The organism is Asticcacaulis aquaticus, from assembly GCF_028550415.1.
GTDB classification, from domain to species: Bacteria; Pseudomonadota; Alphaproteobacteria; order Caulobacterales; family Caulobacteraceae; genus Asticcacaulis; species Asticcacaulis aquaticus.
Genome location: NZ_JAQQKX010000003.1, coordinates 47,658 through 71,337, shown reverse-complemented (window position 1 = coordinate 71,337; position 23,680 = coordinate 47,658). Strand labels below are relative to the sequence as shown.

Sequence of the window (23,680 nt, the reverse complement as noted above, 5' to 3'; positions counted from 1 at the left end):
CCTTTACCGATCAAAAGAAAAAGCCCTGTCTTGATGACAGGGCTTTTTCTTTTGAAAGATAAGTCTTGGGGCCCCAAGAAGCTTCTTTGGCCCCAAACCCCGTAACACGTGCGTTACGCCTGCATCGTCCAGCCTTCGACGCCCATGGCCGCCTGACGGACGGCTTCCGAACGCGTCGGGTGCGGATGGCAGATGCGCGCCAGATCTTCCGACGCGCCACCGAACGCCATCAGCACGCAGGCCTCGCCGATCATTTCACCGGCCTGCGGGCCGAGGATATGGACGCCATAGACGCGGTCGGTCTTGGCATCGGCCAGGAACTTCACGAAGCCATCGGTCTCGTGGTTGATCTTGGCGCGGCTGTTGGCCATGAACGGGAACTTGCCGACCTTGTACTGCACGCCCGCCGCCTTGAGCTGGTCTTCGGTCTTGCCGACCCACGACACTTCCGGGAAGGTATAGACGACCGACGGGACCAGATCGTAATCGACGTGACCGGCCTTACCGGCGATGAACTCGATAGCGGCGACCGCGTCTTCTTCGGCCTTGTGCGCCAGCATCGGGCCGGTGATCACGTCGCCGATGGCCCACACACCGGGGGCCGAGGTCTTGAAGTGGTCGGTCGGGATGAAGCCGCGCTGATCCGTCGCGATGCCGACGTTTTCGAGGCCGAGGCCCGAGGTGAACGGACGGCGACCGATGGCGACCAGCACCACGTCGGCCTCAAGCGTTTCGGCGTTACCGCCTTTTGCGGCTTCGAGCGACAGTGCGACACCCTTGGCCGAGGTCTTGGCGGCGGTGACCTTGGTGCCGAGCTTGAACTCGAAGCCCTGCTTGGTCAGGATTTTCTGGAACTGCGTGGCGACTTCGGTGTCCATGCCCGGCGTGATGCGGTCCAGGAACTCGACCACGGTCACCTTGGCGCCCAGACGACGCCAGACCGAACCGAGTTCGAGGCCGATGATGCCGGCACCGACGACGACGAGGTGCTTCGGCACGGTCGGCAGCGACAGGGCGCCAGTCGAATCGACGATCTGCTTCTGATCGACGGCAACCCCCGGCAGCGGGGTGGGCTCGGAGCCCGTGGCGATGACGATGTTCTTGGTGGTCAGTTGCTGGACCGAACCGTCCTGCGCGGTGACCGACACCTTACCGGCACCTTCAATCTTGCCGAAGCCGGGCAGGTAGGTGACCTTGTTCTTCTTCATCAGGAATTCGACGCCCTTGGTCAGGGCGGTCACGCTGTCCTGCTTGGCCTTCATCATCTGGACGAGGTTGAGCGTCGGCGCAGGCACTTCGATGCCGATGGTCTTGAATTCATGCGTCGCGGCTTCGAACAGTTCCGAGGCGTGCAGCAGGGCCTTCGAGGGCATACAACCGACGTTCAGGCAGGTGCCGCCCAGCACGCCGCGCGATTCAATGATCGCGGTTTTCAGGCCCAGCTGACCGGCGCGAACTGCGGCATTGTAGCCGCCGGGACCACCGCCGATGATGACGACGTCGAAGCTTTGTTCCTGAGACATGACTGGGCCTTATTTCGTGCAAAAATATGTGTGTCTTGCCGTAAAATCCTCAAGGCGCAGGGTCAAGTCTATTCACAACCGGACAAGCGTTTTTTCTTATAATGTGGACTATTCCATCACCAGATGGCGTTTCGGCAGCGGACGGCCGCGCGCCATGAGGACGATGAACCCCAGCACCAGCGCTACCAGCGTCAGGGTGTAACGGGGATCCCAACCCGACAGGGTCTCAAGGATCTTGTCGAACAGGCCTGATCCGGCCTCGCCCTTGGTCAGATAGGTCAGGGTCACATCGGCCACGAACGCCGCGCCATAGGCAAGGCCCGCGCGCAAATTACCCTTGGCCAGCAGGAAGGCGGAGAGGAGATAGAAGACCACTACGCCCGCCCACAGCCAGATCACCGGCTTGTTGTCGGTCTCGATCGCCGCCACGGCGGTTTCACCCTGAATGGAGTCGGTCGGCACCACGACATCGGCCCCATAGGCGTCATCGCTGGCGGTGATGGTCGGCCCGCTGCGATAGGAGGTGTCGTCGGCCTGACGCGTCGGGACGCTGGGGTCATAGGTCGGGGTCAAGGCGTTCTTGACGACCGGGAACGCGATCCATCCGGCATAGGCCAGCACGATGATGGCGATCATCCAACGCAGATACTTCATGGGGCGTCTCACGATTAAGCGTTTGTTAACCGTGTTTGTACCGCAGTTACGGGAATTTGCCTATGGGGTTTTCGTGCGGAACGCGACGTCCAAACCGTCTGTTTATTTTTCCGGTTTGGCCCACAGCTTGTCCGAGGCCCCAAGCTGAAAGCCGTAATAGAAAACCCGACGCATGGAATCTTCCTTAAAGGCCAGCAGCCCGCCCTCGGCAAATTCGTCCGGCAAAGACACGAACGAGACGCCCATATTGTTGCGCTGGCCGAAGCTTTCCAGCGTGATCAGGGTCGTGCGGGCCTGCGCCTTGGTCAGGGTATCGAGCGAGCGCGCCATGATGTTCAGGGCATTATAGGTGGTGATGGCCGGTTGCGGCGTGATCTTGCCATTGACCAGCACATAGATATGACCCGCACTGATCAGGTCGCGCGGCACGGTCCAGTTCAGCATCGATTCCGGCAAAACGAAGAACGGCAGGGTCACCCCGCCATCGACGTGCATTTCGCGGAAGTGCTGAACGCCGCCGTTGATCGAGCGTTCGACATCGATCATCACCGGCGCAAAGGCCCCCGGAACCGAGGCCGAGGCGACCAGCACCTGACAGATCAGGTCGCGCGCCTGTGTCAGACGTGCGGGCGATTTGGCGGCCACAGCCTCACTGGCGATTTCACCGATGTCCCACAGGACGCCGGTCTGGGCATCGAGATTGGTCGTCGCCACCAGCAACCGGCGGCCTTTGGCGTGTTCACGCGCTATGGCGATCAGCATGGGCTCGTCGACATAACGCGTCACCAGACCGCTGAGGGCATTGGTGTCGAGAATACCCGGCGTAAACAAGGACATCAGGCCGCGCGACTTGCTCAGGCCGTTAGCGGCGCCGGAGGTGTAGGCCTCTTTCAGCTTGTCGTCGTAGTCCGGGCCGAGGAAAGCGAAGGGCGCTATCAGGGCGCCGGTCGAGACGCCGGTGACCATGCGGAACTGCGGCCGGTCACCGCGCTTGGTCCAGCCCAGAAGCACGCCCGCTCCGAACGCGCCATCCGCGCCGCCACCGGACAGGGCCAGCACGTCGAAACGGCTTTTGGCCGACAGCTTCATCTCGTTGCGGGCGTCGGCTTCGAGCTTCTCAGGCAGCGACGGGTCGCTGGCCGACATGCGGGCGTTTTTGAAGCCCATCGGTGCGAAATCGGTCGTCTTGGGATAGTCCTGCTCCGGTCGTTCCAGCGTCACGCATGCCGACAGGCTGAGCGCGATGCCAATGGCTGCCGCAGCGTGTTTGAACGATCGGATCAGGGCGTGGGTCATGCCGCATTATACCGCGCCGCATTCAAAACAAAAGCCGCTCCGTTACATCAACGAAGCGGCTTAATTTCTCAGGCGAATTTAGCTTCAGGGCTTGGCGAAAATGGTGTTTTTCGAGCACCGGAGCGGAGCGTACTTAAGTACGTGAGCACCGGAGCGCAGAAAAGCGCCATTTGCAGACGGCCCTCAAGCTAAATTACACGTCGAGGATGAAGCGCTGCGGATCTTCCAGCCCTTCCTTGATGCGAACCAGGAAGGTCACGGCTTCCTTGCCGTCCACGATGCGGTGATCGTAGCTGAGGGCGAGGTACATCATCGGACGGGCAACGATCTGACCATTGACGACCATCGGGCGCTGCACGATGTTGTGCATCCCCAGAATACCGACCTGCGGCATGTTGAGGATCGGGGTCGACATCAGCGAGCCGTAGATGCCGCCGTTGGTGATGGTGAAGGTGCCGCCTTGCAGCTGATCCAGCGACAGGGTGCCGTCGCGGGCCTGCTTGCCGAGACCGGCGATGCCCTTTTCGATACCGGCCAGCGACAGGGTGTCGACATCGCGCAGAACCGGCACGACAAGGCCCTTTTCGGTGCCGACGGCGATGCCGAGGTCGTAGTGGTTCTTGTAGATGATGTCCGTGCCGTCGATTTCGGCGTTGACCGCCGGGATGTCTTTCAGCGCCGCAACGACCGCCTTGGCGAAGAAGGACATGAAGCCGAGCTTGACGCCGTGGCGCTTTTCGAACGCGTCCTTATAGGTGTTGCGCAGGCTCATTACCGTCGTCATGTCGACTTCGTTGAAGGTGGTGAGCTGAGCCGCGGTCGATTGCGATTCCTTCAGGCGGCGGGCGATGGTCTGACGCAGGCGCGTCATCTTCACGCGCTCTTCGCGCGGGCCGACTTCGCGCGGGGCGATCGGCGCGGCGGGCGTGGCGACCGGGGCGATCGCCGTCGGGGCCGGGTTCGACAGGGCAGCCAGCGCGTCCCCCTTGGTGATGCGTCCGTCCTTGCCCGTACCGGCGATACCGGCGGTGTTCAGACCGGTTTCCGAGACGATGCGGTTGACGGCGGGCGACAGGTGATCCGAGGCCTTTTGCGCGGCAACCGGCGCGGCGGCGGGCGCCGGGGCAGCGGCAGGCGCGACAGCGACCACCGAACCGTCGGTCGAGATGCGGGCGATGACCTGACCCGGGGTCACGGTCGCGCCGTCGGCGGCGACGATTTCGGCCAGCACACCATCGGCGGGCGAAGCGACTTCGACGGCAACCTTATCCGTCTCGATCTCGACGAGGATTTCGTCCTTCTTGACGACTTCACCGGCTTTCTTGGCCCAGCGCGAGATCGCGCCTTCGGCGACAGATTCACCCATGACCGGGGTCTTTACGTCGAGCAGCGCGCTGGAAGCAGCGGCGGGCGCCGCAGGCGCTTCGGCCTTCGGTGCCGGGGCGGCGGCAGCGACTTCGCCCGCGCCGCCGATGCGGCCCAGAACGGTGCCGGGGACGACGGTGTCGCCTTCACCGGCGAGGATTTCGGTCAGGATGCCGTCGGCCGGGGCGGCGACTTCGAGCGAAACCTTGTCGGTTTCCAGCTCGACGAGGATTTCGTCCTTCTTGACGGCGTCGCCGGGCTTCTTGGTCCACTTGGCGATGGCGGCTTCGGCGACGGATTCGCCCAGAACAGGTGTGAGGATGTCGGCCATGATAAGGCTCCGATTTTATCTTTTGAATTTGGGGTCGGGGCGCGACTCAGCACGCCCCGTATGAAGGACGATTAGGCGAACGCTTCGTTCAGGAAGGTTTCGAGTTCCTTGAGGTGGCGGCTCATGACACCGGCAGCGGTCGAGGCCGAGGCCGGACGACCGACGTAACGGGCGCGCTTGGCCTTGATCTTGAGCTTGTCGAGCGTCAGTTCCAGCCACGGGTCGACGAACGACCAGCCACCCATGTTCTTCGGCTCTTCCTGACACCAGACCAGTTCGGCGTTCTTGAAGCGGCCCAGCTCGGTGAGCAGGGACTTCATCGGCCACGGATAGAACTGCTCCAGACGCATCAGATAGACGTCCTTGATGCCCTTCTTTTCACGGTCTTCCAGCAGGTCGTAATAGACCTTGCCCGAACACAGGATCACGCGGCGGATCTTGTCGTCGGCGACCAGCTTGACACCCGCCACGTCGGGACGGCGCTCGGCATCGTCGTGCAGCACGCGGTGGAACGACGAACCTTCGGAGATTTCCGTGATCGAGGAGACCGCCTTCTTGTGACGCAGAAGCGACTTCGGCGTCATGATGATCAGCGGCTTGCGGAACGGACGGTGGATCTGACGGCGCAGGATGTGGAAGTAGTTGGCCGGCGTCGTGCAGTTGGCGACCTGCATATTGTCTTCGGCACAGGCCTGAAGGAAGCGTTCGAGGCGCGCGGAGGAGTGCTCCGGGCCCTGACCTTCGTAGCCGTGCGGCAGCAGCATGACGAGACCCGACATGCGCAGCCACTTGCGTTCGCCCGACGAGATGAACTGGTCGATGACGACCTGAGCGCCGTTGACGAAGTCGCCGAACTGACCTTCCCACATGACCAGCGTGTTCGGATCGGCCAGCGAATAGCCGTATTCGAAGCCCAGCACCGCCTCTTCGGACAGGGCCGAGTCGATGACTTCGTAATGGGCCTGACCGTCACGCAGGTGGTTCAGCGGGAAGTAGCGGTCTTCGGTCTTCTGATCGATGAAGGCCGAGTGGCGCTGCGAGAAGGTGCCGCGGATCGAGTCCTGACCCGACAGGCGGACGTCGAAGCCCTCGTCGAGCAGAGAGCCGAAGGCCAGATGCTCGGCCAGCGCCCAGTCGAGGTTCTCGCCCGAGTCGATCGCCTGACGGCGGCCGTCGATGACGCGACGCAGCGTCTTGTGCGCGTCGATCTCGTTCGGGATGGTGGTGATCTTCTTGCCGATCTCTTCCAGCTTGGCGCGCGGCACCGAGGTCGAGCCGCGACGCTCGTCGTCCTCGGGCAGGCCGAGGCCCGACCACTTGCCGTCCAGCCAGTCGGCCTTGGTTGCCTTGTATTCCTTACCGGCGTCGAATTCGACGTTCAGGAAGGCTTCGAATTCGGCGACCCAGCCGTCGATGTCCGCCGCCGTGGCGACGCCTTCGGCGATCAGACGCGTACCGTAGATTTCGCGCGTCGAGGGGTGGTCCTTGATCTTAGCGTACATGATCGGCTGCGTGAACGTCGGATCATCGCCTTCGTTGTGACCGAAGCGGCGATAGCAGAACATGTCGATGACGACGTCCTTGCCGAACTGATGGCGGAACTCGGTGGCCACCTTGGCGCAGAAGACCACGGCTTCGGGGTCGTCGCCGTTACAGTGCAGGATCGGGGCCTGCGCGCCGAGCGCCGAATCCGACGGATAGGGCGAGGAGCGCGAGAAGCGCGGCGCGGTCGTGAAGCCGATCTGGTTGTTGACGATGATGTGCAGCGTGCCGCCGGTCTTGTAGCCCTTGAGGCCCATCAGCGCGAAGCATTCCGCCACCACGCCCTGACCCGCGAAGGCGGCATCGCCGTGCAGGATCAGCGGGATGGTTTGCGTACGGTCCAGCACGCCGTCGCCCTTGGCCTTGATATGATAGGCCTGCTTGGCGCGGGCCTTGCCCAGCACCACCGGGTTGACGATTTCAAGGTGCGACGGGTTGGCCGTCAGCGACAGGTGGACGTTGTTGCCGTCGAACGAACGGTCGGACGACGCGCCCATGTGGTATTTCACGTCGCCGGTCGAGTCGATGTCCATGGGGACGGTCGAACCGCCCTGGAATTCGTGGAACAGGGCGCGGTACTGCTTGCCCATGACGGCGGTCAGGACGTTGAGGCGGCCACGGTGCGGCATCCCAAGGATGATGTCCTTGACGCCGAGATTGCCGCCGCGCTTGATGATCTGCTCCATCGCGGGGATCAGGGCTTCACCGCCGTCGAGGCCGAAGCGCTTGGTGCCGGGGAAGCGGCGGTGCAGGAAGCGTTCCAGACCTTCGGTCTCGATCAGCTTCTTGAGGATGGCGATCTTGCCTTCCTTGGTGAAGGTGATTTCCTTGTCGCGGCCTTCGATGCGCTCCTGAATCCACGCCTTTTCGGCGGGGTCGGCGATGTGCATATATTGCACGCCGACATTGGCGCAGTAGGTACGACGCAGGATTTGCAGGATTTCCTTCAGCGACGCCGTTTCAAGGCCCAGCACGCCGTCGATGAAGATCGGACGGTCCATGTCGGCGTCGGTGAAGCCCCAGTGCGCGGGCTGAAGTTCAGGATTGTCGCCCTTCGGCTCAAGGCCGAGCGGGTCGAGATTGGCCTGAAGGTGGCCGCGGATACGGTAACCGCGGATCAGCATCAGGGCGCGGACCGAGTCGCGCGCCGCGTTTTGCAGATCGGCGGCGGAGGCGGCAGGCTTACCGGCGGCGGCGTCCTTGACGGCCTTGTCGGCGATACCCTTGGCGGCCTTGGCTTCGACGGCGGGCCAGAACCCGTCCAAAGCACTGGTCAGCTCGTCGCGCGCATCCAGTACCGGGCGCGCCCAGCCGCCGACCGAGGCGTTCTGCGCCACGTTCGCCGGTTGATCCATGAGCTGATCGAAAAAGGCCCGCCATGCGGGGGTTACGGAGTTGGGATCTGCCGCCCACTTCTCCTGAATCTGTTCGATGAACAGGGCGTTGCCGCCATACAGAAACGAGGTTTCTGCGAAAACCTGATTAAGCCGACCGGAATCGTCCGCCATATATGCACCTTGAGACGGCCAATGACGACACCGTCTCCCTTTCCACTGGTGTGAAGGCGGCCAATAACGACACCGCCCGACGCCTCTGCCTATACTCTGTTTATTACCTGTTGAGAACCGGCAAAAAAGGCGCGTAACCGAAATTACGCGCCTTTCATGAAGGATGTATTGCCGTTCATCCTCCCCTGCGTAGCGGGGGAGGTGGCATTTGAGCGATTAGCGAAAATGACGGAGGGGGCAGAGTCCGAGACTCGCCCCCTCCACCACTACGTGGTCCCCCTCCCCCGCTACGCAGGGGAGGATGAAACTTAGCCCTTCAGCACGGCCAGAAGCGTTTCACCCAGCGCCGCCGGCGACGGCGAGACGCGGATGCCTGCGGCTTCCATGGCGGCGATCTTGTCTTCCGCACCGCCCTTGCCGCCCGAGATGATCGCACCGGCGTGACCCATGCGACGGCCCGGAGGCGCCGTGCGGCCCGCGATGAAGCCGGCCATCGGCTTCTTGCGACCGCGCTTGGCTTCGTCGATCAGGAACTGAGCGGCGTCTTCTTCGGCCGAGCCGCCGATTTCACCGATCATGATGATCGACTTGGTCGCTTCGTCGGCAAGGAACATTTCCAGGACGTCGATGAACTCGGTGCCCTTGACCGGGTCGCCGCCGATGCCGACGGCGGTCGTTTGACCGAGACCGGCATTGGTCGTCTGGAACACGGCTTCATAGGTCAGCGTGCCCGAACGCGAAACGACGCCGACCGAACCTTCGGAGAAGATGTTGCCTGGCATGATGCCGATCTTGCACTGGTTCGGCGTCAGGACGCCGGGGCAGTTCGGACCAATGAGGCGCGACTTGGAACCCGACAGGGCGCGCTTGACCTTGACCATGTCCAGCACCGGGATACCTTCGGTGATGGCGACGATCAGCGGGATTTCCGCTTCGATGGCCTCAAGGATGGCGTCGGCCGCGAAGGGCGGTGGGACGTAAATGGCCGAGGCCGTCGCGCCCGTGCGCTCCTTGGCTTCGGCGACGCTGTCGAACACCGGCAGGCCGATGTGGGTGGTGCCGCCCTTGCCGGGGGTCACGCCGCCGACGACCTGCGTCCCGTAGGCAATGGCTTGTTCGGAGTGGAAGGTGCCCTGCGCGCCGGTGAAGCCCTGCGTGATGACCTTGGTGTCGCGATTGATAAGTACAGACATGTTTAAACCTTAGCCCTTCACTGCCTTGACGATCTTGGCGGCCGCATCGGCCAGGTCGTCGGCGGCGATCACGTTCAGGCCGCTTTCATTGATGATTTGCTTGCCGAGATCGACATTGGTGCCTTCGAGGCGCACGACCAGCGGCACCTTGAGACCGACTTCCTTCACCGCGGTGATCACGCCCGTGGCGATGATATCGCACTTCATGATGCCGCCGAAGATGTTGACGAGGATACCCTTCACCTTGGGGTCCGAGGTGATGATCTTGAAGGCCGCGGTCACCTTTTCGGTGGTCGCGCCGCCGCCGACGTCGAGGAAGTTGGCAGGCTCCGAACCGTAGAGCTTGATGATGTCGAGCGTAGCCATGGCCAGACCCGCACCGTTGACCATGCAGCCGATTTCGCCGTCAAGGGCGATATAGGAGAGGTCGAACTTCGAGGCTTCGATTTCCTTGGCGTCTTCTTCGGTCAGGTCGCGCAGGGCCTGAATGTCCGGATGACGGAAGAGCGAGTTGGAATCGAACGACACCTTGGCGTCCAGAACCAGAAGCTGGTCGTCGCCGGTAATGATCAGCGGGTTGATTTCCAGCATGTCCATGTCCTTGGCGTTGAACGCCGCGTACAGTTGCTGAAGCAGCTTGAAGCCCTGCTTGGCCAGATCGCCCTTCAGGCCCAGCGCAGCAGCCAGCGTGCGGCCGTGCGTCGGGAAGACGCCCGTGGCGGGGTCGATGGTGAAGGTGATGATCTTCTCAGGCGTCGCGTGGGCGACTTCTTCGATGTCCATGCCGCCTTCGGTCGAGGCGACGACGCTGACGCGCGAGGTGACGCGGTCGACGAGGAGCGACAGATAAAGCTCCTTTTTGATGTCGGCGCCTTCTTCGATGTACAGGCGGTTGACCTGCTTGCCTGCCGGACCCGTCTGGTGCGTGACCAGAACGCGGCCGAGCATTTCGTCGGCATTGGCTTCGACATCGGCGGGCGACTTCACGACGCGGACGCCGCCCTTGGCGTCGGCACCGAGGCCTTCGAACTTGCCCTTGCCACGGCCACCGGCGTGGATCTGCGACTTGACCACCCACACCTTGGTGGAGTCGTCTTTCAGGTTCTTGGCGGCCTCAAGGGCCTCCTTGGGGGAAAAGGCGGGATAGCCGCGCGGAACGGCGACGCCGAACTCTTTGAGGACGGCCTTGGCTTGATGCTCGTGAATGTTCATGGAACCGGTCTTGAAAAATTGGATGTCAGGTATCGCCGACGCGACACCCTAATGACAAATCTGGGCGATGACGAACCGCCCGGGCGACATTCCTGGGCGAACACCGTTGCTCGTCCGAGTTACGGGCAGGGTTTATAAGGTCCGGCAAACGGTTGTGCAACTGCAAGATCGCCGAAAATTGATACTGCATTGCAAAAGTGATGTTTGATGGGGTCAGTCGCCGCCGCTTTTCCAGTCCTGAGCAAGGGTTCGCGACGCCAGCAGAAAACAGGCCGCGCCCAGAACGTAGAAGCCCAAGCCCCATGTTACGGCCATCTTAAGGGCGTTTTCGGCGTAATTATGTGATAAATAATCGGAAATCAGGCCCAGAATCCACGACCCGAAGCCCAGCCCGATGACATTGGTGACGAACAGGAACACCGCCGAGGCCAAAGCCCGGTCTTCGCGGGCGACGACGTGATGCAGGCTAGCCATAACTGGCCCCATCCACACCAGCCCCAGCGCCTGAGCGAGCAGGAGCAGGGCGAAACCCGATCCCGTGCTAAATCCGAAGTCAGGGTCGAGCAGGACCAGCGCATAGGCCGGGATGCACAGCAGATAGGCGACCGCGGGCACGAAGACGAAGCTGCGCGGCGATTTCGCGCCCAGTTTGTCGGCCAGCCATGCCCCACCGGCGATGCCGATGACCCCGCCGATTAGCACGATCAGCCCAAACCCGATAGACGCCGACATCAGGGTTGCCTTGAACGAGCGCATGAAGACCGAGGGCAGCCAGAACATCAGACCATAGCCGATCACCGACGACAGCGACGCGCCCAGAGAGATCAGCCACAGGCTGCGGTTACGGATAACGGCCCCGAGGGCGTCGCGCGCGGTTCGCCGCGTATCGACCGGGCGTTCGCAACCGTCCTTGACGCCCCAGAAGAAGACCGGCGCAAAGATCACCCCGGCCAGACCGATGACGATAAAGGCCCAGCGCCAGTCGAAAGCCGCCGCGACCAGCCCACCGAACATGATGCCCAGCCCCGAGCCCAGCGGCACGCCCATCGAAAAGACACCCATGGCCTTGGCACGGTGCTGTGGCGGATAGAGGTCGCTGATCAGGCTCTGCGCCGGGGCGACGCCGCCCGCTTCGCCGATACCGACGCCGAAGCGTCCAATGGCCAGCATGGCATAGGACGAGGCCAGCCCGCAAAAGGCCGTCGCCGCGCTCCACAGCATCAGGGCGGCGGCGATCATCTTCGTCCGTCCGATGCGGTTGGCATAGAGCGCTGCCGGAATGCCCACCAACGTATAGAACAGGGCAAACGCAAACCCACCCAGCCAGCCCAGCTGCGCATCGGTAAGGTTCAGTTCGGCCTTGATCGGCTGGGCGAGGATCGACAGGATCTGACGGTCGATGAAATTGAAGATATAGACAATCAGCAACAGACCCAGGCACAGATGCGCCCGCCAGCCGATTTTTGTGTGATCGTCCATGTCTATCCCGCACCAATTACAGAACGGGATTTAGCACGGCGTTTTAATAAAACGAATTGTTTTATTATTGGCGCTCTATTGCGACGGCGCCGTGATCTCTACGCCTTCCGCTTTCAGCCGATCCAGCACACCGTCCTTACGCAACAGGTCATCGAAGGGCACGATGGCCACGCTCTTGCCCGGCGTATCGAGCGCCGCGCCGATGGCCGCCGTCATGCTGTCGATGGCATAGGTCTGATACATATCGGCCGTGGTTTCCCCCGACAGGACGCAGGTCAGAAAATCCGGCTCGCGGTACAATCGCATGACGGCGGGCAAATCCCCCGTCGCCCAGGCCTTTGCCATCGACTGCGTCGTGCGCAGGTCGTAGTCCAGTCCATCCAGTCCGTTGACGACGCAGGCCTCGGCCTGCGCCGCATCGAGGCTGACATAATAGGCGATCAGCGCCGAATAGTCGTAGCTGCCGGCCCGTCGGGTGCGCACCTTCGACTTACGCACCACGGTGGTCATCTGCTCATAAAGCGCCATCGCCGACAGACCGTGGGCGCTCAAAGCGTCGCGCGACAGATTGCCCGCCGCGATCACCGGCTGAAAACGGATATAGTCGTTGATCGACAGGTGCTCACGCTGAACCGTGGCCTCGAACCGCGCATAAACCGGCTCGGACAGGACCTCGTACAGCCGCCCGTTGGCGGGCAGTTTCGACAAGGCCTGCAATTGCCCTGCCTGCGCCGGATCGCTGCGACTGACCGCGGGCGTGATCAGTACGTGCGCACCGTTCAGGGCCCGCGCCAGGCGCTTCTGATCCCATTTGAGATTTTCGGGCACGACGATCAGCGTCCCCAGCACCCAGACGGTGGACTGGCCGCGCGTCAGCTTCCACATGGCCGGGCCGGCCGCCGGGGCGCGCACCACGACCTCGGTGATATCGGACCATTGCGTCGCTTTTTTCTGGGCGGTTTTCTGGGCGGTTGCCGGTACCGCCACAAAAGCCAGCAGCGTGAATACAGTGCCGATCAACCGTTTCATGTGTCCGCCCCACTTGTTTTGAGCGGAGCATGATCCTTTTTGTCACCTGTGGCAATCAGCCGAAAAACACCCGCCATAGCAACCGTCCCGGAATGAAGGCGAACAGACCCGCCACCACCAGCCCGCCCATGAACAGGCCTGTCGCCATATCACGATGGCGTTTGATATTCTTCGTTCGGGCCGCATAGAGGATCATCGGTGTGACCACCACCGTCCAGCCGGACAGGATGTGGATGAAGCTGTAGGCACCGTGGTTCAGGCCCTTCAGCCAGAAGCTCGATATCGCCGCCGTCAGCATCAGGCAAAGCCAGATATAGCCCAGAACGCGATGTGGCGTGTGGCCCTTCGGCCCCATAAGCTGATAAAGGCCGATCAGGAACGCCGAACACGCGGCGCTCAGGTGGATCTGCGTCGCCAGAGAAGACTGCGCGATCAGATCGAAATGCGGCGGATGCAACCGGCTTTGGGCAATTATCTCGCCGATATGGCTGAGGTCGCCGCCCGTCATCCACACCGCAATCCCGACGACACCCACCGTCAGCAGCATGGCAGCCATGAAACTGCGTAGATAGTTGAATTTCCCCGGAATGGCGTTGGACATGGAATTACCCCTTGAGTTATGGACGCGGCTTGGCTCCAATAGGGCAGCCATTCGACAGGGGACTGAACTATGCGTGAGACGGGGCCGGAATTGCGTGAAACGACGCCGCCGACCGTTCACGCTTCGTCAATGGCGCATGAGGTCTGGACGCGGAACTGGAAGGGCTGGAGCCGTGCCACCGGCGTCGCCATCGGTATGGGCGTCTTCCTTAGCCTGATCGGTGCCTTCGGTACCGGGGCCATGCCGTTGTGGCACCGGCTGATCTACTGGGTGCCGGTCATGACGCTAGGGACGCTGGTCGCCATCGGCGTCGAAGCCTTCACCTTCTACGCTCTGCGCGCGCGCCTCAGGCTTGAACATAAGCCCCTGCCCTATGCGCTGCTGCTGATCGTGCTGCTGACCCCGGCCATCACTCTGGTTATCTGGCTTTTCAATCCGCTGTTCGGGGCATCGGACCTGACGCTGTCGACCTATATCCGCCTGCTGACGCCGGTTGCCATCCTGTCGGCGGCGATGACCGGACTGAACATGCTGATCAACCGCGAACCCCTGCAAAGCCATGCCTTTGTCGCACCGGTCGCCGAATCAATCCCGTCCGCCGTCGCCTTTCTGGAGCGTCTGCCGTTCAAGCATCAGCGCGCCGACATCTACGCTATCTCCGCCGAAGACCACTATCTGCGCGTCCACACCAGCGCCGGAAATACGATGATCCTGATGCGGCTTTACGACGCCATTCGCGAACTGGAAGGCATCGAGGGCAGCCAGACGCACCGCTCATGGTGGGTGGCGCGCGACGCGATTACCGATATCCGCAAACAAGACGGAAAGGTCTGTCTTGTGCTGAAAGGCGACCTCGAAGCCCCGGTCAGCCGCAGCTTCCAGAAGGCGCTGCGCGCCGACGGTTGGGTTTAGGCGTAAAGCGCCGCTTCGGTTTCGGCTGAGCGCAGGAAGTCGAGAAACGCCCGGGTCGCTTCTGGACAATAATTCCATGGATAACGATTCAGAAGGCTTTCATTCGAAAGCGCGGCTTCATTTTCAGAATATATCTGAATCAGAGCCTTTTGATCGGCCCTCAGCATATGAAAATACGGCTCCAGTGCCAACCCGGCTTCTGGCAAGGCACACAAGACGTTTTCGGCATCACCCATTACCTCTTGGCCGGAATATTCAGGCTGCCGGTCAAGTGTGAACAGAAACCACGCCTTCACAAAGACTTCGACGGCGACCTGCTCGAACTTTGGCCAGCGCCGCCATTCGCCGCGTGTCAGGTGACACATCAAGGTCGAAGGTGCCGCCGATAAAGAGTCGTCCACCGCTGCCAATTCAAACATGCGAGGCAGGTAATATTTGAAATCTATAACGCCACCGACCGTGGAAAATACCGCTATGGAATAGGCGCTCAGATCGTCAGCGGTCAGATCGCGTAAGGCCTTTTCAGGATTTTTGACCACCTTGCGGTCACCGCAACATGGACAGCGTTCGATATAGCGCGGTTTAGGCGCTTCAAACGCTTCGTATAGCCCTTCGATGGCGGTGATTAAACTCGTTGACATAATGATAGCCGCCTCAATTCGAGGTAACGCGACCGGCACTGAGATGAGTCAGTCGCCCGGCTTCGAAGCGCAGCATCATGTGACCATAGGCCGTGAAAAAGTAGCCCGGATCGCTCGGACGGACGTTCTTTTCGTAGGTATAGATCCACCAGCCGTCACGCTGATCGGCGGGTGCGCCCAGCACCTTGCGCACCTCGACCTGCGTCATGCCGATCCTTACACCATCGACGGATACCGGCGTCAGGCGCGCGCCCAGAATCGGACAATCCTCCGTCGCCTTTGCCGCTTCGGCACGCATATTGACACCATCGATCGTACCGCCCCCCATCTCGCTGGACGACAACCACAGGCGATAAGGCTGCGGTGACTTTACCGTGAAGCACAACCAGTCCAGAGCTTCGGACGCATCGCCTTCGTGACCGATGCGTCTATGACCCGTTGCCTTGGCCAGATCGATCAAAGACGTTTGTTCGAAGCGATATACCCCGCCCCCCAACCGAAACACCGACGGCGCTATCTGTGCATGTGGCGGCGCTTTCACCTCTTCCAGATAACCATAGGGCACCTCAGGTGGCGGCGTTGCCGCCCCTGCAGGACTGATCCAAGCCGCCAGCACTGCCAACCATAGAACACCTGATTTCATAGTCGTCTCCCCCTCTTTGGGGCTCAGTCTATGTTATCCGGCCTTGTGGCTCAAGCTCGCCCTATCCGTGGAAAAACAGCTGCATCGAGGCCAGAAGCTTATCCAGTTTCACGCAGCTTTCAGCATAGCCTTCCGCCGTGCCCATCTTGACATAGGCGTCGCGTTCGGCGGCGGTGGCCAGCCCCTGCCGGAAGGTCAGGCGCGTGCCGTGGCCTTCGTCCTCGAACGTTACGGTGATGGTGTTGCGCGTCCCCAGTGGATCGTCCACCCCGCCACCCGCCGCAACGTAATTTTCGCGCAGCATCCGGTTGAACGCCGGGCCGTGTTCCGAGATATCGAAGTCGAAGACCAGCCGCTTGTGCTCGATGACCTCGATATAATGGCCCTTCATCGGCGAGACAGACCCGTCCGGCCCAATCATGTCAATGACATAGGCCCCGCCCGGCCGCACATCCATCTCGGCGCGGGCGGTGAAACAGGATGGCCCCCACCACTGCGCCATATGTTCGGCCTGGGTGAAGGCCAGCCAGACCAGGGCCGGGCGGGCATCGAAGTGACGCACCATGACGACATCGTGGTGGTCTTCGGTGGTGACGGTCAGCATGGGTGTATCGGTCATGTCATTGCCGGTTCAGATAGGCTTCCATCATGTCGAGCATAGCATTGGTGCCGTGCTCACGGTCAGCGATGTGGTCGCAGCCGTCGAGGAAGACGAGTTGTTCGGTCAGGGTCATTTTCGTGCCCGTCGCGGTCGCCACGAACTCGATCGTCGCCAGCGACACGGTCAGTATGGTCTCATCGACGTGCATGGTGAAGCTGGAAATAATGCGTTCATCTGGCACGATCTCGTGAATGACACCGCGCATGATGTGCATCGGACCGCCCTTGGGGCCACCGGCGCTATATTCTTCGCCGCCGACGCGGAAGTCGAGCCGGTGTGGCTCGGCCTCCCAGTCGGGCGGGCCTGAGAACCAATGGGCCTTGGCGGCCGGATCGGCCCAGGCCTTGAACACCACCGACGGTGCGAATTTCAGGTCGCGGGTGATGATCATGGTGTGGGGGGTAACGTGACGGGTCATATTACTTCTCCGCTTTCAGCGGCGGGCCGGAGAACTCGGCTTCGATGGCGATACCGACGCTGTCGCCGACGCCCATCACCGTGCCGGGGGCCGGGATGCCGTAGCTGATGCCGAAATCCGAGCGCTTGATCGTGCCCTTGGCCGAGAAGCCGACGCGAGCCGCGGGATCATAGGGCGCAAACCCGGCATAGCCGCCGTTCAGAGTCGCCTCCAGCATCACCGGCTTCGTCACCCCGTGCAGGGTCAGGTCGCCGTAGATTTTCGCCGTATAGTCGCCGGTCTTTTCCACCCTGGTCGAAACGAAGGTCATCTGCGGATACTTGGCCGCATCGAACCACTGTGCCCCCATCAGGCTGTCGTGGAAGCCCGTCGGCGGGGTCGGCAGGTCGAGCGACTTGACCTCGACGCTGGCGGTCAGTTTGGCCGCTTCCGGCGCTTTCGGGTCGATGGTGAGTTGGGCGTCGAAGGCATCGAAGCCCGCCGTATAGGTCGAAAAGCCGGTGTGGTTGACGGTGAAGGTCAGGCTGGCGTGGGACTTGTCGAGTTTATACTCACCCGCCGGAAAGTCCTTGGGCGCGACGGCTTGCGGCGCTTCGGGTGCGGCGACCGGCGGTTTCTCGGCCGGCTTGGGCGAACAGGCGGCCAAACCTGAAAGACCACCGGCAACAGCCAGCAGGCCGAAGGTAAAGGGTAAAAGACGCATGATGTCCTCCTGTTTATTTCAGAGTTTGAGCGAGGGCTTCGAGCTGATCGGCGCAGATGCCCCAGCCCACATGGAAGCCCATCTGTTCGTGCTGGACCTTCTTTTCGACCGACCAGTGGCGGGCCGTGGCGACATACAGCGTCTTGCCGTCGCCCGCATCCGACAGCTCGACAATGGCGGTCATGAACGGGTCTTCCGACGGCTCCCAGGCGGTCGTATAGGCGTCGGTCAGGACGATCTTCTCGTTCTCGACGATCTCCAGATAGACGCCGCGATTGGGGACGGTTTCACCGTTCGGGCCGTGCATGACGAAGCTGTTGCTGCCGCCGGTGCGGACATCGAGCTTGACCTCGTCGATATACCACGGCTTGGGGCAAAACCATTCGGCCAGCAGCTTCGGGTCGGTCCAGCAGCGCCAGATCAGTTCGCGCGGCGCATCGAGGGTACGGGTGAGAACCAGTTCGCGGTCTTTGAGGCTCATGGGGGGCCTTTCGGGCATAGGGGATCGTTCGCCGGGACACCGGCGTCAGATCGGTAAACAGGATGGATTTAAATTACATGGGGGCGTTGGCGGCCATAAAGGCGGCATCGGGCGTGGTATTGACCATCCACGGCTGGTCGTACTTGTCGATCAGCATGCCGAACATCGGCGACCAGAAGGTGGGTGCCAGCGGCATTTGAATCGCCTTCGCCCCTTCCGACAGACCACCCCAGATGCGCTGGGCCTCGGCGACGTCGGCGGCCTGAATATTGACGCAGAAACCCTGCGGCTTTGACTGAAACTGCGGCGGAGCATCGGCCCCCATGATCGCCGCATCGCCGATCTGAAGATAGGCGTGCATGACATAATCCTTGGTGGCCGGGTCGCCCTGCATATCGCCGGGCGCATCGCCATAGCGGAACATGGCGGTGATCTCGCCGCCCAGAATGCTCTGGTAGAAGGCGAACGCTTCGGCGCAGGTGCCGGGGAAACTGAGGTGAGCTTCGAGACGCATGGTTTCGTTCCTTCCGTGACAGGGTTTTATTTGGCTTCGCTAACGGCTTTCAGGGCTATCAGGCCTTTTTCGAAGTCGCCGCCAACCATCTTGTCCATATTGAAAATCAGGCCAAACAGGCGGGACATAAAGGGCGCAGGACCATACATGGCCCAGATGACGCGTGTGTTTCCGTCTTGCGGCTGCAGGGTGAATTCGGCGGTATTGACGGCGGCGATCGGCTTGATGAATGTCAGCTCGATGACCACGCTGCGGGCGGGTTCGGTGCGCTGGATTTCCATGCGGCCCTGACCAGCCTTGTTATTGTCGGAGTCCCATTCATAGACCGCGCCGGCGCCCGACGCCGGGCCGGTATAGGTGCGGCGCAGGTCAGGATCGATGTTCTCCCACGGCGACCAGTTGCGCCATTGGCGGAAATCCTGAATCTGGTCGAAAATGATCTCGGGCGCGGCGTCGATACTGATCGAACGTTCAAGCCGGAAATGATCCGGCCGAGTGGCCGCCAGGATAAGGACCCCCGCGATGGCGAGCAGGATGATTATCAGAATCGTCGTCAGCATCAGTACCCCCTGGTTTTGAGAATATAGTCGTCAAGCTTGTCATAGTTCTGCTCGTTCGCCTGCGGAATGAAGGCCTTCAGCATGGCTTCGTGTTCGGACGGTGCGAAATCCATGCGCCAGATCATGTCAGTATGATCGCCGTCACCGATATATTCGATGGTCATGCGGAATTCATGCGTGGGCTGATAGTGATCGAAGACTATGCGCTCGTTCTCGACGATCTCGACAAAACCTTTGTGGTTCTCATGGTCGCGCCCGTCCGGCCCGTGCATGGTAATGTGGAACGCCCCGCCTTCGCGGAAGTCGAACACCGGGATGGAGTTGGTGAAACCATCCGGCCCCCACCACCGCGCCAGATGCGCCGGATCGGCGAACAGGCCGAACAACTCTGCCGGTGTCGCGGCAAAGCGGCGCGAGGTGACGATTTCAAAACGGTCTTGATCGAGGGTATCCATAGCCGCCTCCAGACGGTCAAAGCTGTCGGCCCAGCCGGTCGAGAAGCCCATCTCGATGGCGGCCTTGGTGATGTCGGGTGAAATCATTTTGGAATGCAGGGTCAGGCGGGTGCCGTCGCCGTCCGGTTTAAACGTGATCGTCACCAGCGCTTCGGGCGGCAGGCCGGACCCGCACGGATGATCGATATGCGGATCGCCCTCATAAACGATGCGCTCGCTCTCGACGATTTCGACATAGGTGCCTTCGCACGGGCACAGCGTACCGTCCGGCGCGCGCATGTCGATGCGGAACCTGCCGCCGACGCGGAAATCCATCTCGCAATTGAGGTTCTCGAAACCGTTCGGTCCCCACCACTGCATCACGTGTTCGGGTGCGGTCCACAGTTTGAACACCAGCGCGGGCGGGGCCTTGAAGGTGCGGAACATGACGATGTCGATCTCGCTGGGGAAGGAGACCTCGAAACCGGACATCGGATCGGACGGGCGGGTGGCGAGTTTCATGTCGTCTCTCCCTGATCGTCGGCGGCTTTCGGGGCGATGCCGTCGTTATCCGGCGCGACCTTGACCGCTTTTTCAGCGGCCTGCAACTGCTGCAAATAGGCTTCCAGCCGGTCGAAGCGGCCTTCCCACAGGCGGCGATAATCCTTGAGCCACATATCGACCTCCTGAAGCGGCTCGGGCTCCAGCCGACAGGGACGCCACTGCTTTTCGCGTCCCCGGCTGATCAGGCCGGACTTTTCCAGCACCTTGAGGTGTTTGGACACCGCCGGCAGACTCATGTCGAAGGGTTGGGCCAGATCGTTGACCGTCGCCTCGCCGAGCGCCAGACGCGCCAGAATCGCGCGGCGCGTCGGGTCGGATAAGGCGGTCAGGGTGAGGGACAAACGATCGGACATAAACTTAACTGAAAAGTTAAATAACTTGATGGTTAAGTACGCTCGTCGTGCCAGAGAGTCAAGCGCCTTTTCTAAACGGTATGTCGCTTTCTGTTTTCCCGCCACTCCGCACGCGTCTGACCCCAGATATCAACGGCGGCATCGGCATAGGGTTCCGGCAGGCGTCCCGGTCCGCGATTGTAAGACCCCAGTGATTTCGCCACGCCCTGAGACCCTGCATTGTCCGGCGCTATGGTGTGGATCACGTCCTCCCAGTTCAGCACGTCAAACACATAGTCCATGCAGGCCAAGGCGGCTTCTTTCGCATAGCCTTTGCCCCAGGCCGAGGACAGGACGCCCCAGCCGACTTCGCGGGCAGGCCATTGGTGCGGATAGAGCGCGCCGATGCGGCCGATCCACGCGCCGCTATCCTTTTCGATAACGCTGAACATATGGAAGCCGTCCAGCGCCCATGCCCCGGCGATGGACCGCGTCACCCGCCACGTTACGGCGTCAGAGGTCACGCCGCCGAGGTGCGCCATGACTTTGGGGTCGGACTGAAAGGCGCAGAAGCCGGGAAAATCCTCAGCCACCGGCGGGCGCAGGATCAAACGGGCGGTTTCAAGCGTCGGGCCAAGCGGCGAGGTCAGGGGCAGTTTTGTCATGGCCCGGATGTAGCCGCGCAGGGCAAAAATGGCCAGTTACAAAGGCGTTATTGTGCAGGTCGTCACCGGCGCGTCCGGGCGGCGGAAGCTGGCTTCCCGACCCTTAACCCACAGCTCGTAACCGCCGCCTTCGTAACGCGCCCCCGAGGCACTGACGGCGCGCGGCATCCAGATACGCGTATCGCCTGACGTCACATAAACCGCCGCGTCAAAGGTGTTGAGGAAGGTGGCGCTCAACTTCACGCCATCCGGACAGGTCCAGTCCTGCCCCTGGCTTATCCCGCCCGTATCATTGCGCGCCGCTTCATATCCCGCGCGCAGGTCATGGATGCGCCCGGCATAGGCGGCTTTCAGGCACCCCGTCGGATCACCGGCCTCGACACAGGCCTCGCGCTTGGCCATCCAGCCGCCTTGCAGGCGATGCAGGGTATCCGCCGGTCCCTGTGTTTCCGCCAGTCCATAAAGCCGCGTCATTTCGCGATCAAGCGCCGCCAGATTGATATCGCCACAGACAATGGTGTCGGCACCGGCCCGCGCCCGTTTACAATCGAAACCCGCCGGACCGGGACGCGGCGCGGTGGCGCTTTCGGACGGACGTTCATTGGGCGGGGTTTCCGACAGGGCCGCTGCCGCTGATTTGGCCACGGCCTGCTCGGGCATGGCGGCATCGCGCGCCGGTTCGTTGCGTCCACACGCCACGGCCAGAACCACAAGACCGGCCACAGGCAGGGCGAATTTGAGGGTGGTATTCATGGCGGAACTCCTTTCCCGCCAAGGCTACCGCCGCGAAAATAAAAAAGCCGCCCCGTTTTCACGGGACGGCTTTTCAAGCTTAATGCGGATCGACTTAGGCCAGCGAACCGTCGATGCCCTTACAGGCTTCGATCAGGCCCTGAACGCTTTCGACCGACTTCTTGAACATCGCCTTTTCTTCGTCATTGGTCGAGAATTCGATGATCTTTTCCGCGCCGTCCTTGCCGATCACGACCGGCACGCCAACGTACAGGTCGTTCAGGCCGTACTGACCCGTCAGATAGGCGGCGCACGGCAGGACGCGCTTCTTGTCCTTGAGGTACGAGGTCGCCATGGCGATGGCCGATTCCGCCGGGGCGTAGAAGGCCGAACCGGTCTTCAGCAGCGCGACGATTTCGCCACCACCACCACGGGTGCGCTTCACGATGGCGTCGAGTTCGTCCTGCGTCAGGAAGCCCGCGGCAACCGCGTCCGGCAGAGGCAGGCCGCCGACGGTCGAGTGACGAACCATCGGGACCATGTCGTCGCCGTGGCCGCCCAGCGTCCAGGCGTGGATGTCTTCGACCGAGATGCCGGTCTTTTCAGCCAGGAAGTAGGCGAAACGCGCCGAGTCCAGAACGCCGGCCATGCCGACGACCTTACCGGTCGGCAGACCCGAGAACTTTTGCAGCGCCCACACCATGGCGTCGAGCGGGTTGGTGATGCAGATGACGAAGGCGTTCGGGGCATATTGCTTGATGCCTTCGCCAACGGCCTTCATGACCTTCAGGTTGATACCCAGCAGGTCGTCGCGGCTCATGCCCGGCTTACGCGGTACACCGGCGGTGACGATGCAGACGTCGGCGCCCGCGATGTCGGCGTAGTCGTTGGCGCCTTTCAGGGCGACGTCCTTGCCGAACACGGCCGAAGCTTCGGCGATATCCAGCGCCTTGCCTTGCGGCACGCCTTCGGTGATGTCGAACAGGACGACGTCGCCCAGTTCTTCACGCGCGGCGATGTGGGCCAGCGTGCCCCCGATCATACCCGAACCGATCAACGCAATTTTGGCACGTGCCATGAGCATTCCCTTTTTAACCTAAGTCCCGCCAAGGGGACGCCTAAAGATTAACGCCGCCTCTAAACCTGTTAAGACGCGTTCGCAAGACCTCGCACTGCAACAATGTGAAATGTGATGCGAAAATCCCGCAGGGGCTATAAAGGACATGTCTTAATATTCCGGGAAAGGCCGACCTATGTCTGACTTTATCGTTGATCCGCGTATCGAAGCCTCGTCCGTCAAATTGGGCGATCTCAAACTCTGCGAGGTGCGCTTGCAGAACGACGCGCGCTTTCCGTGGCTGGTTCTGCTGCCGAAACGCGCGGGCCTGATCGAACTGACGGATGTATCAGCGGAAGACGATGCCGCGCTGTGGGCCGATATACGCGCGGCGGAAAAACTGGTCCGACTGGCGGCGGCGCATTTGGGCTTCCCCGTGACCAAGATCAATATCGCCAATCTCGGCAATATCGTCGCGCAACTGCATATCCACGTCATCGCGCGCAACGATCAGGACGCCGCGTGGCCTGGGCCGGTCTGGGGTTTCGGCCAGGCGGAACCGTTCGCCCCGGAACAGATCGATGCGTTAGTGCCTGTTCTCAGAACCAAAATATGATAAGTTAATCAAAC

General features: G+C 61.6%; 25 protein-coding genes. 2 read left to right on the top strand and 23 right to left on the bottom strand.

The genetic code is table 11. The features are described 5' to 3' along the window. Positions 1 to 113 precede the first annotated feature (113 nt). The 10 genes from lpdA to PQU92_RS05070 all read right to left on the bottom strand — a co-directional run bounded on the left by lpdA (position 114) and on the right by PQU92_RS05070 (position 13,733). Entirely contained in the window at positions 114 to 1,523 is a 1,410-nt protein-coding gene (gene lpdA / locus PQU92_RS05115) for a dihydrolipoyl dehydrogenase (protein ID WP_272747131.1), read from the bottom strand. Positions 1,524 to 1,631: 108 nt separating this feature from the next. Continuing rightward, a complete protein-coding gene (locus PQU92_RS05110; protein WP_272747130.1) occupies positions 1,632 to 2,177 on the bottom strand; it encodes a hypothetical protein in 546 nt (181 codons plus the stop codon). A 102-nt stretch (positions 2,178 to 2,279) separates the two neighbouring features. Further along, positions 2,280 to 3,473 carry a patatin-like phospholipase family protein gene (locus tag PQU92_RS05105; RefSeq protein WP_272747129.1) on the bottom strand — a complete coding sequence of 398 codons (1,194 nt, stop codon included), beginning with the start codon at positions 3,471 to 3,473 and terminating at the stop codon, positions 2,280 to 2,282. A 193-nt stretch (positions 3,474 to 3,666) separates the two neighbouring features. Next, complete coding sequence (gene odhB, locus PQU92_RS05100) at positions 3,667 to 5,169, bottom strand: 2-oxoglutarate dehydrogenase complex dihydrolipoyllysine-residue succinyltransferase (RefSeq protein WP_272747128.1); 1,503 nt, start codon at positions 5,167 to 5,169, stop codon at positions 3,667 to 3,669. Between the two features lie 71 nt (positions 5,170 to 5,240). Beyond that, positions 5,241 to 8,219, bottom strand: a complete 2,979-nt coding sequence (locus tag PQU92_RS05095) for a 2-oxoglutarate dehydrogenase E1 component (protein WP_272747127.1) — start codon at positions 8,217 to 8,219, stop codon at positions 5,241 to 5,243. 308 nt (positions 8,220 to 8,527) lie between these two features. Next, positions 8,528 to 9,412 carry a succinate--CoA ligase subunit alpha gene (sucD, locus tag PQU92_RS05090; protein ID WP_272747126.1) on the bottom strand — a complete coding sequence of 295 codons (885 nt, stop codon included), beginning with the start codon at positions 9,410 to 9,412 and terminating at the stop codon, positions 8,528 to 8,530. 9 nt (positions 9,413 to 9,421) lie between these two features. After that, a complete protein-coding gene (gene sucC, locus PQU92_RS05085; protein ID WP_272747125.1) occupies positions 9,422 to 10,624 on the bottom strand; it encodes an ADP-forming succinate--CoA ligase subunit beta in 1,203 nt (400 codons plus the stop codon). Between the two features lie 213 nt (positions 10,625 to 10,837). Then, entirely contained in the window at positions 10,838 to 12,103 is a 1,266-nt protein-coding gene (locus PQU92_RS05080) for a spinster family MFS transporter (RefSeq protein ID WP_272747124.1), read from the bottom strand. A gap of 75 nt (positions 12,104 to 12,178) precedes the next feature. After that, positions 12,179 to 13,132, bottom strand: coding sequence for a TraB/GumN family protein (locus PQU92_RS05075; RefSeq protein WP_272747123.1), 954 nt, complete (start codon positions 13,130 to 13,132; stop codon positions 12,179 to 12,181). Between the two features lie 55 nt (positions 13,133 to 13,187). Beyond that, on the bottom strand, positions 13,188 to 13,733 hold the full coding sequence (locus tag PQU92_RS05070) for a DUF2306 domain-containing protein (protein WP_272747122.1): 546 nt from the start codon (positions 13,731 to 13,733) through the stop codon (positions 13,188 to 13,190). A 69-nt stretch (positions 13,734 to 13,802) separates the two neighbouring features. Here PQU92_RS05070 and PQU92_RS05065 point away from each other — a divergent pair, with 69 nt between their 5' ends. After that, positions 13,803 to 14,645, top strand: coding sequence for a LytTR family DNA-binding domain-containing protein (locus PQU92_RS05065; RefSeq protein ID WP_272747121.1), 843 nt, complete (start codon positions 13,803 to 13,805; stop codon positions 14,643 to 14,645). On the opposite strand, the gene PQU92_RS05060 is transcribed toward PQU92_RS05065, so the two are convergent. From PQU92_RS05060 to mdh, 13 genes are all read right to left on the bottom strand, one after another. Beyond that, positions 14,642 to 15,286 carry a hypothetical protein gene (locus tag PQU92_RS05060; RefSeq protein ID WP_272747120.1) on the bottom strand — a complete coding sequence of 215 codons (645 nt, stop codon included), beginning with the start codon at positions 15,284 to 15,286 and terminating at the stop codon, positions 14,642 to 14,644. The genes PQU92_RS05065 and PQU92_RS05060 overlap by 4 nt on opposite strands. Positions 15,287 to 15,299: 13 nt before the next feature. Beyond that, the gene (locus PQU92_RS05055) at positions 15,300 to 15,929 is read right to left on the bottom strand and encodes a hypothetical protein (RefSeq protein WP_272747119.1); all 630 of its coding nucleotides are present in this window, start codon (positions 15,927 to 15,929) and stop codon (positions 15,300 to 15,302) included. A gap of 61 nt (positions 15,930 to 15,990) precedes the next feature. Continuing rightward, a complete protein-coding gene (locus PQU92_RS05050; protein ID WP_272747118.1) occupies positions 15,991 to 16,548 on the bottom strand; it encodes an SRPBCC family protein in 558 nt (185 codons plus the stop codon). Between the two features lies 1 nt (position 16,549). After that, positions 16,550 to 17,008 (bottom strand): SRPBCC family protein, encoded by a 459-nt coding sequence (locus PQU92_RS05045; protein WP_272747117.1) that lies wholly within the window; start codon positions 17,006 to 17,008, stop codon positions 16,550 to 16,552. 1 nt (position 17,009) lies between these two features. Beyond that, entirely contained in the window at positions 17,010 to 17,711 is a 702-nt protein-coding gene (locus PQU92_RS05040) for a YceI family protein (protein ID WP_272747116.1), read from the bottom strand. A gap of 13 nt (positions 17,712 to 17,724) precedes the next feature. After that, the gene (locus PQU92_RS05035) at positions 17,725 to 18,192 is read right to left on the bottom strand and encodes an SRPBCC family protein (protein ID WP_272747115.1); all 468 of its coding nucleotides are present in this window, start codon (positions 18,190 to 18,192) and stop codon (positions 17,725 to 17,727) included. A 73-nt stretch (positions 18,193 to 18,265) separates the two neighbouring features. Next, the gene (locus tag PQU92_RS05030) at positions 18,266 to 18,706 is read right to left on the bottom strand and encodes a VOC family protein (RefSeq protein ID WP_272747114.1); all 441 of its coding nucleotides are present in this window, start codon (positions 18,704 to 18,706) and stop codon (positions 18,266 to 18,268) included. A 26-nt stretch (positions 18,707 to 18,732) separates the two neighbouring features. Next, positions 18,733 to 19,266, bottom strand: coding sequence for an SRPBCC family protein (locus tag PQU92_RS05025; protein ID WP_272747113.1), 534 nt, complete (start codon positions 19,264 to 19,266; stop codon positions 18,733 to 18,735). Further along, entirely contained in the window at positions 19,266 to 20,222 is a 957-nt protein-coding gene (locus PQU92_RS05020; RefSeq protein WP_272747112.1) for an SRPBCC domain-containing protein, read from the bottom strand. The genes PQU92_RS05025 and PQU92_RS05020 overlap by 1 nt, the downstream gene beginning before the upstream one ends. Further along, entirely contained in the window at positions 20,219 to 20,617 is a 399-nt protein-coding gene (locus tag PQU92_RS05015; RefSeq protein ID WP_272747111.1) for an ArsR/SmtB family transcription factor, read from the bottom strand. The genes PQU92_RS05020 and PQU92_RS05015 overlap by 4 nt, the downstream gene beginning before the upstream one ends. Before the next feature lie 71 nt (positions 20,618 to 20,688). Continuing rightward, a complete protein-coding gene (locus PQU92_RS05010; RefSeq protein ID WP_272747110.1) occupies positions 20,689 to 21,261 on the bottom strand; it encodes a GNAT family N-acetyltransferase in 573 nt (190 codons plus the stop codon). A 36-nt stretch (positions 21,262 to 21,297) separates the two neighbouring features. Then, entirely contained in the window at positions 21,298 to 22,014 is a 717-nt protein-coding gene (locus PQU92_RS05005; protein WP_272747109.1) for an MliC family protein, read from the bottom strand. Between the two features lie 94 nt (positions 22,015 to 22,108). Next, positions 22,109 to 23,071, bottom strand: a complete 963-nt coding sequence (gene mdh / locus PQU92_RS05000; RefSeq protein WP_272747108.1) for a malate dehydrogenase — start codon at positions 23,069 to 23,071, stop codon at positions 22,109 to 22,111. A gap of 175 nt (positions 23,072 to 23,246) precedes the next feature. On the opposite strand from mdh, the gene PQU92_RS04995 reads away from it, so the two are divergent. Further along, the gene (locus PQU92_RS04995; RefSeq protein ID WP_272747107.1) at positions 23,247 to 23,666 is read left to right on the top strand and encodes an HIT domain-containing protein; all 420 of its coding nucleotides are present in this window, start codon (positions 23,247 to 23,249) and stop codon (positions 23,664 to 23,666) included. Positions 23,667 to 23,680: the final 14 nt, after the last annotated feature.

What these genes read in the sequence shown, in the direction of transcription:
- lpdA (WP_272747131.1), bottom strand. Translation starts at nt 1,523, where the DNA reads ATGTCTCAGGAACAAAGCTTCGACGTCGTCATCATCGGCGGTGGTCCC.
- PQU92_RS05110 (WP_272747130.1), bottom strand. Translation starts at nt 2,177, where the DNA reads ATGAAGTATCTGCGTTGGATGATCGCCATCATCGTGCTGGCCTATGCC.
- PQU92_RS05105 (WP_272747129.1), bottom strand. Translation starts at nt 3,473, where the DNA reads ATGACCCACGCCCTGATCCGATCGTTCAAACACGCTGCGGCAGCCATT.
- odhB (WP_272747128.1), bottom strand. Translation starts at nt 5,169, where the DNA reads ATGGCCGACATCCTCACACCTGTTCTGGGCGAATCCGTCGCCGAAGCC.
- PQU92_RS05095 (WP_272747127.1), bottom strand. Translation starts at nt 8,219, where the DNA reads ATGGCGGACGATTCCGGTCGGCTTAATCAGGTTTTCGCAGAAACCTCG.
- sucD (WP_272747126.1), bottom strand. Translation starts at nt 9,412, where the DNA reads ATGTCTGTACTTATCAATCGCGACACCAAGGTCATCACGCAGGGCTTC.
- sucC (WP_272747125.1), bottom strand. Translation starts at nt 10,624, where the DNA reads ATGAACATTCACGAGCATCAAGCCAAGGCCGTCCTCAAAGAGTTCGGC.
- PQU92_RS05080 (WP_272747124.1), bottom strand. Translation starts at nt 12,103, where the DNA reads ATGGACGATCACACAAAAATCGGCTGGCGGGCGCATCTGTGCCTGGGT.
- PQU92_RS05075 (WP_272747123.1), bottom strand. Translation starts at nt 13,132, where the DNA reads ATGAAACGGTTGATCGGCACTGTATTCACGCTGCTGGCTTTTGTGGCG.
- PQU92_RS05070 (WP_272747122.1), bottom strand. Translation starts at nt 13,733, where the DNA reads ATGTCCAACGCCATTCCGGGGAAATTCAACTATCTACGCAGTTTCATG.
- PQU92_RS05065 (WP_272747121.1), top strand. Translation starts at nt 13,803, where the DNA reads ATGCGTGAGACGGGGCCGGAATTGCGTGAAACGACGCCGCCGACCGTT.
- PQU92_RS05060 (WP_272747120.1), bottom strand. Translation starts at nt 15,286, where the DNA reads ATGTCAACGAGTTTAATCACCGCCATCGAAGGGCTATACGAAGCGTTT.
- PQU92_RS05055 (WP_272747119.1), bottom strand. Translation starts at nt 15,929, where the DNA reads ATGAAATCAGGTGTTCTATGGTTGGCAGTGCTGGCGGCTTGGATCAGT.
- PQU92_RS05050 (WP_272747118.1), bottom strand. Translation starts at nt 16,548, where the DNA reads ATGACCGATACACCCATGCTGACCGTCACCACCGAAGACCACCACGAT.
- PQU92_RS05045 (WP_272747117.1), bottom strand. Translation starts at nt 17,008, where the DNA reads ATGACCCGTCACGTTACCCCCCACACCATGATCATCACCCGCGACCTG.
- PQU92_RS05040 (WP_272747116.1), bottom strand. Translation starts at nt 17,711, where the DNA reads ATGCGTCTTTTACCCTTTACCTTCGGCCTGCTGGCTGTTGCCGGTGGT.
- PQU92_RS05035 (WP_272747115.1), bottom strand. Translation starts at nt 18,192, where the DNA reads ATGAGCCTCAAAGACCGCGAACTGGTTCTCACCCGTACCCTCGATGCG.
- PQU92_RS05030 (WP_272747114.1), bottom strand. Translation starts at nt 18,706, where the DNA reads ATGCGTCTCGAAGCTCACCTCAGTTTCCCCGGCACCTGCGCCGAAGCG.
- PQU92_RS05025 (WP_272747113.1), bottom strand. Translation starts at nt 19,266, where the DNA reads ATGCTGACGACGATTCTGATAATCATCCTGCTCGCCATCGCGGGGGTC.
- PQU92_RS05020 (WP_272747112.1), bottom strand. Translation starts at nt 20,222, where the DNA reads ATGAAACTCGCCACCCGCCCGTCCGATCCGATGTCCGGTTTCGAGGTC.
- PQU92_RS05015 (WP_272747111.1), bottom strand. Translation starts at nt 20,617, where the DNA reads ATGTCCGATCGTTTGTCCCTCACCCTGACCGCCTTATCCGACCCGACG.
- PQU92_RS05010 (WP_272747110.1), bottom strand. Translation starts at nt 21,261, where the DNA reads ATGACAAAACTGCCCCTGACCTCGCCGCTTGGCCCGACGCTTGAAACC.
- PQU92_RS05005 (WP_272747109.1), bottom strand. Translation starts at nt 22,014, where the DNA reads ATGAATACCACCCTCAAATTCGCCCTGCCTGTGGCCGGTCTTGTGGTT.
- mdh (WP_272747108.1), bottom strand. Translation starts at nt 23,071, where the DNA reads ATGGCACGTGCCAAAATTGCGTTGATCGGTTCGGGTATGATCGGGGGC.
- PQU92_RS04995 (WP_272747107.1), top strand. Translation starts at nt 23,247, where the DNA reads ATGTCTGACTTTATCGTTGATCCGCGTATCGAAGCCTCGTCCGTCAAA.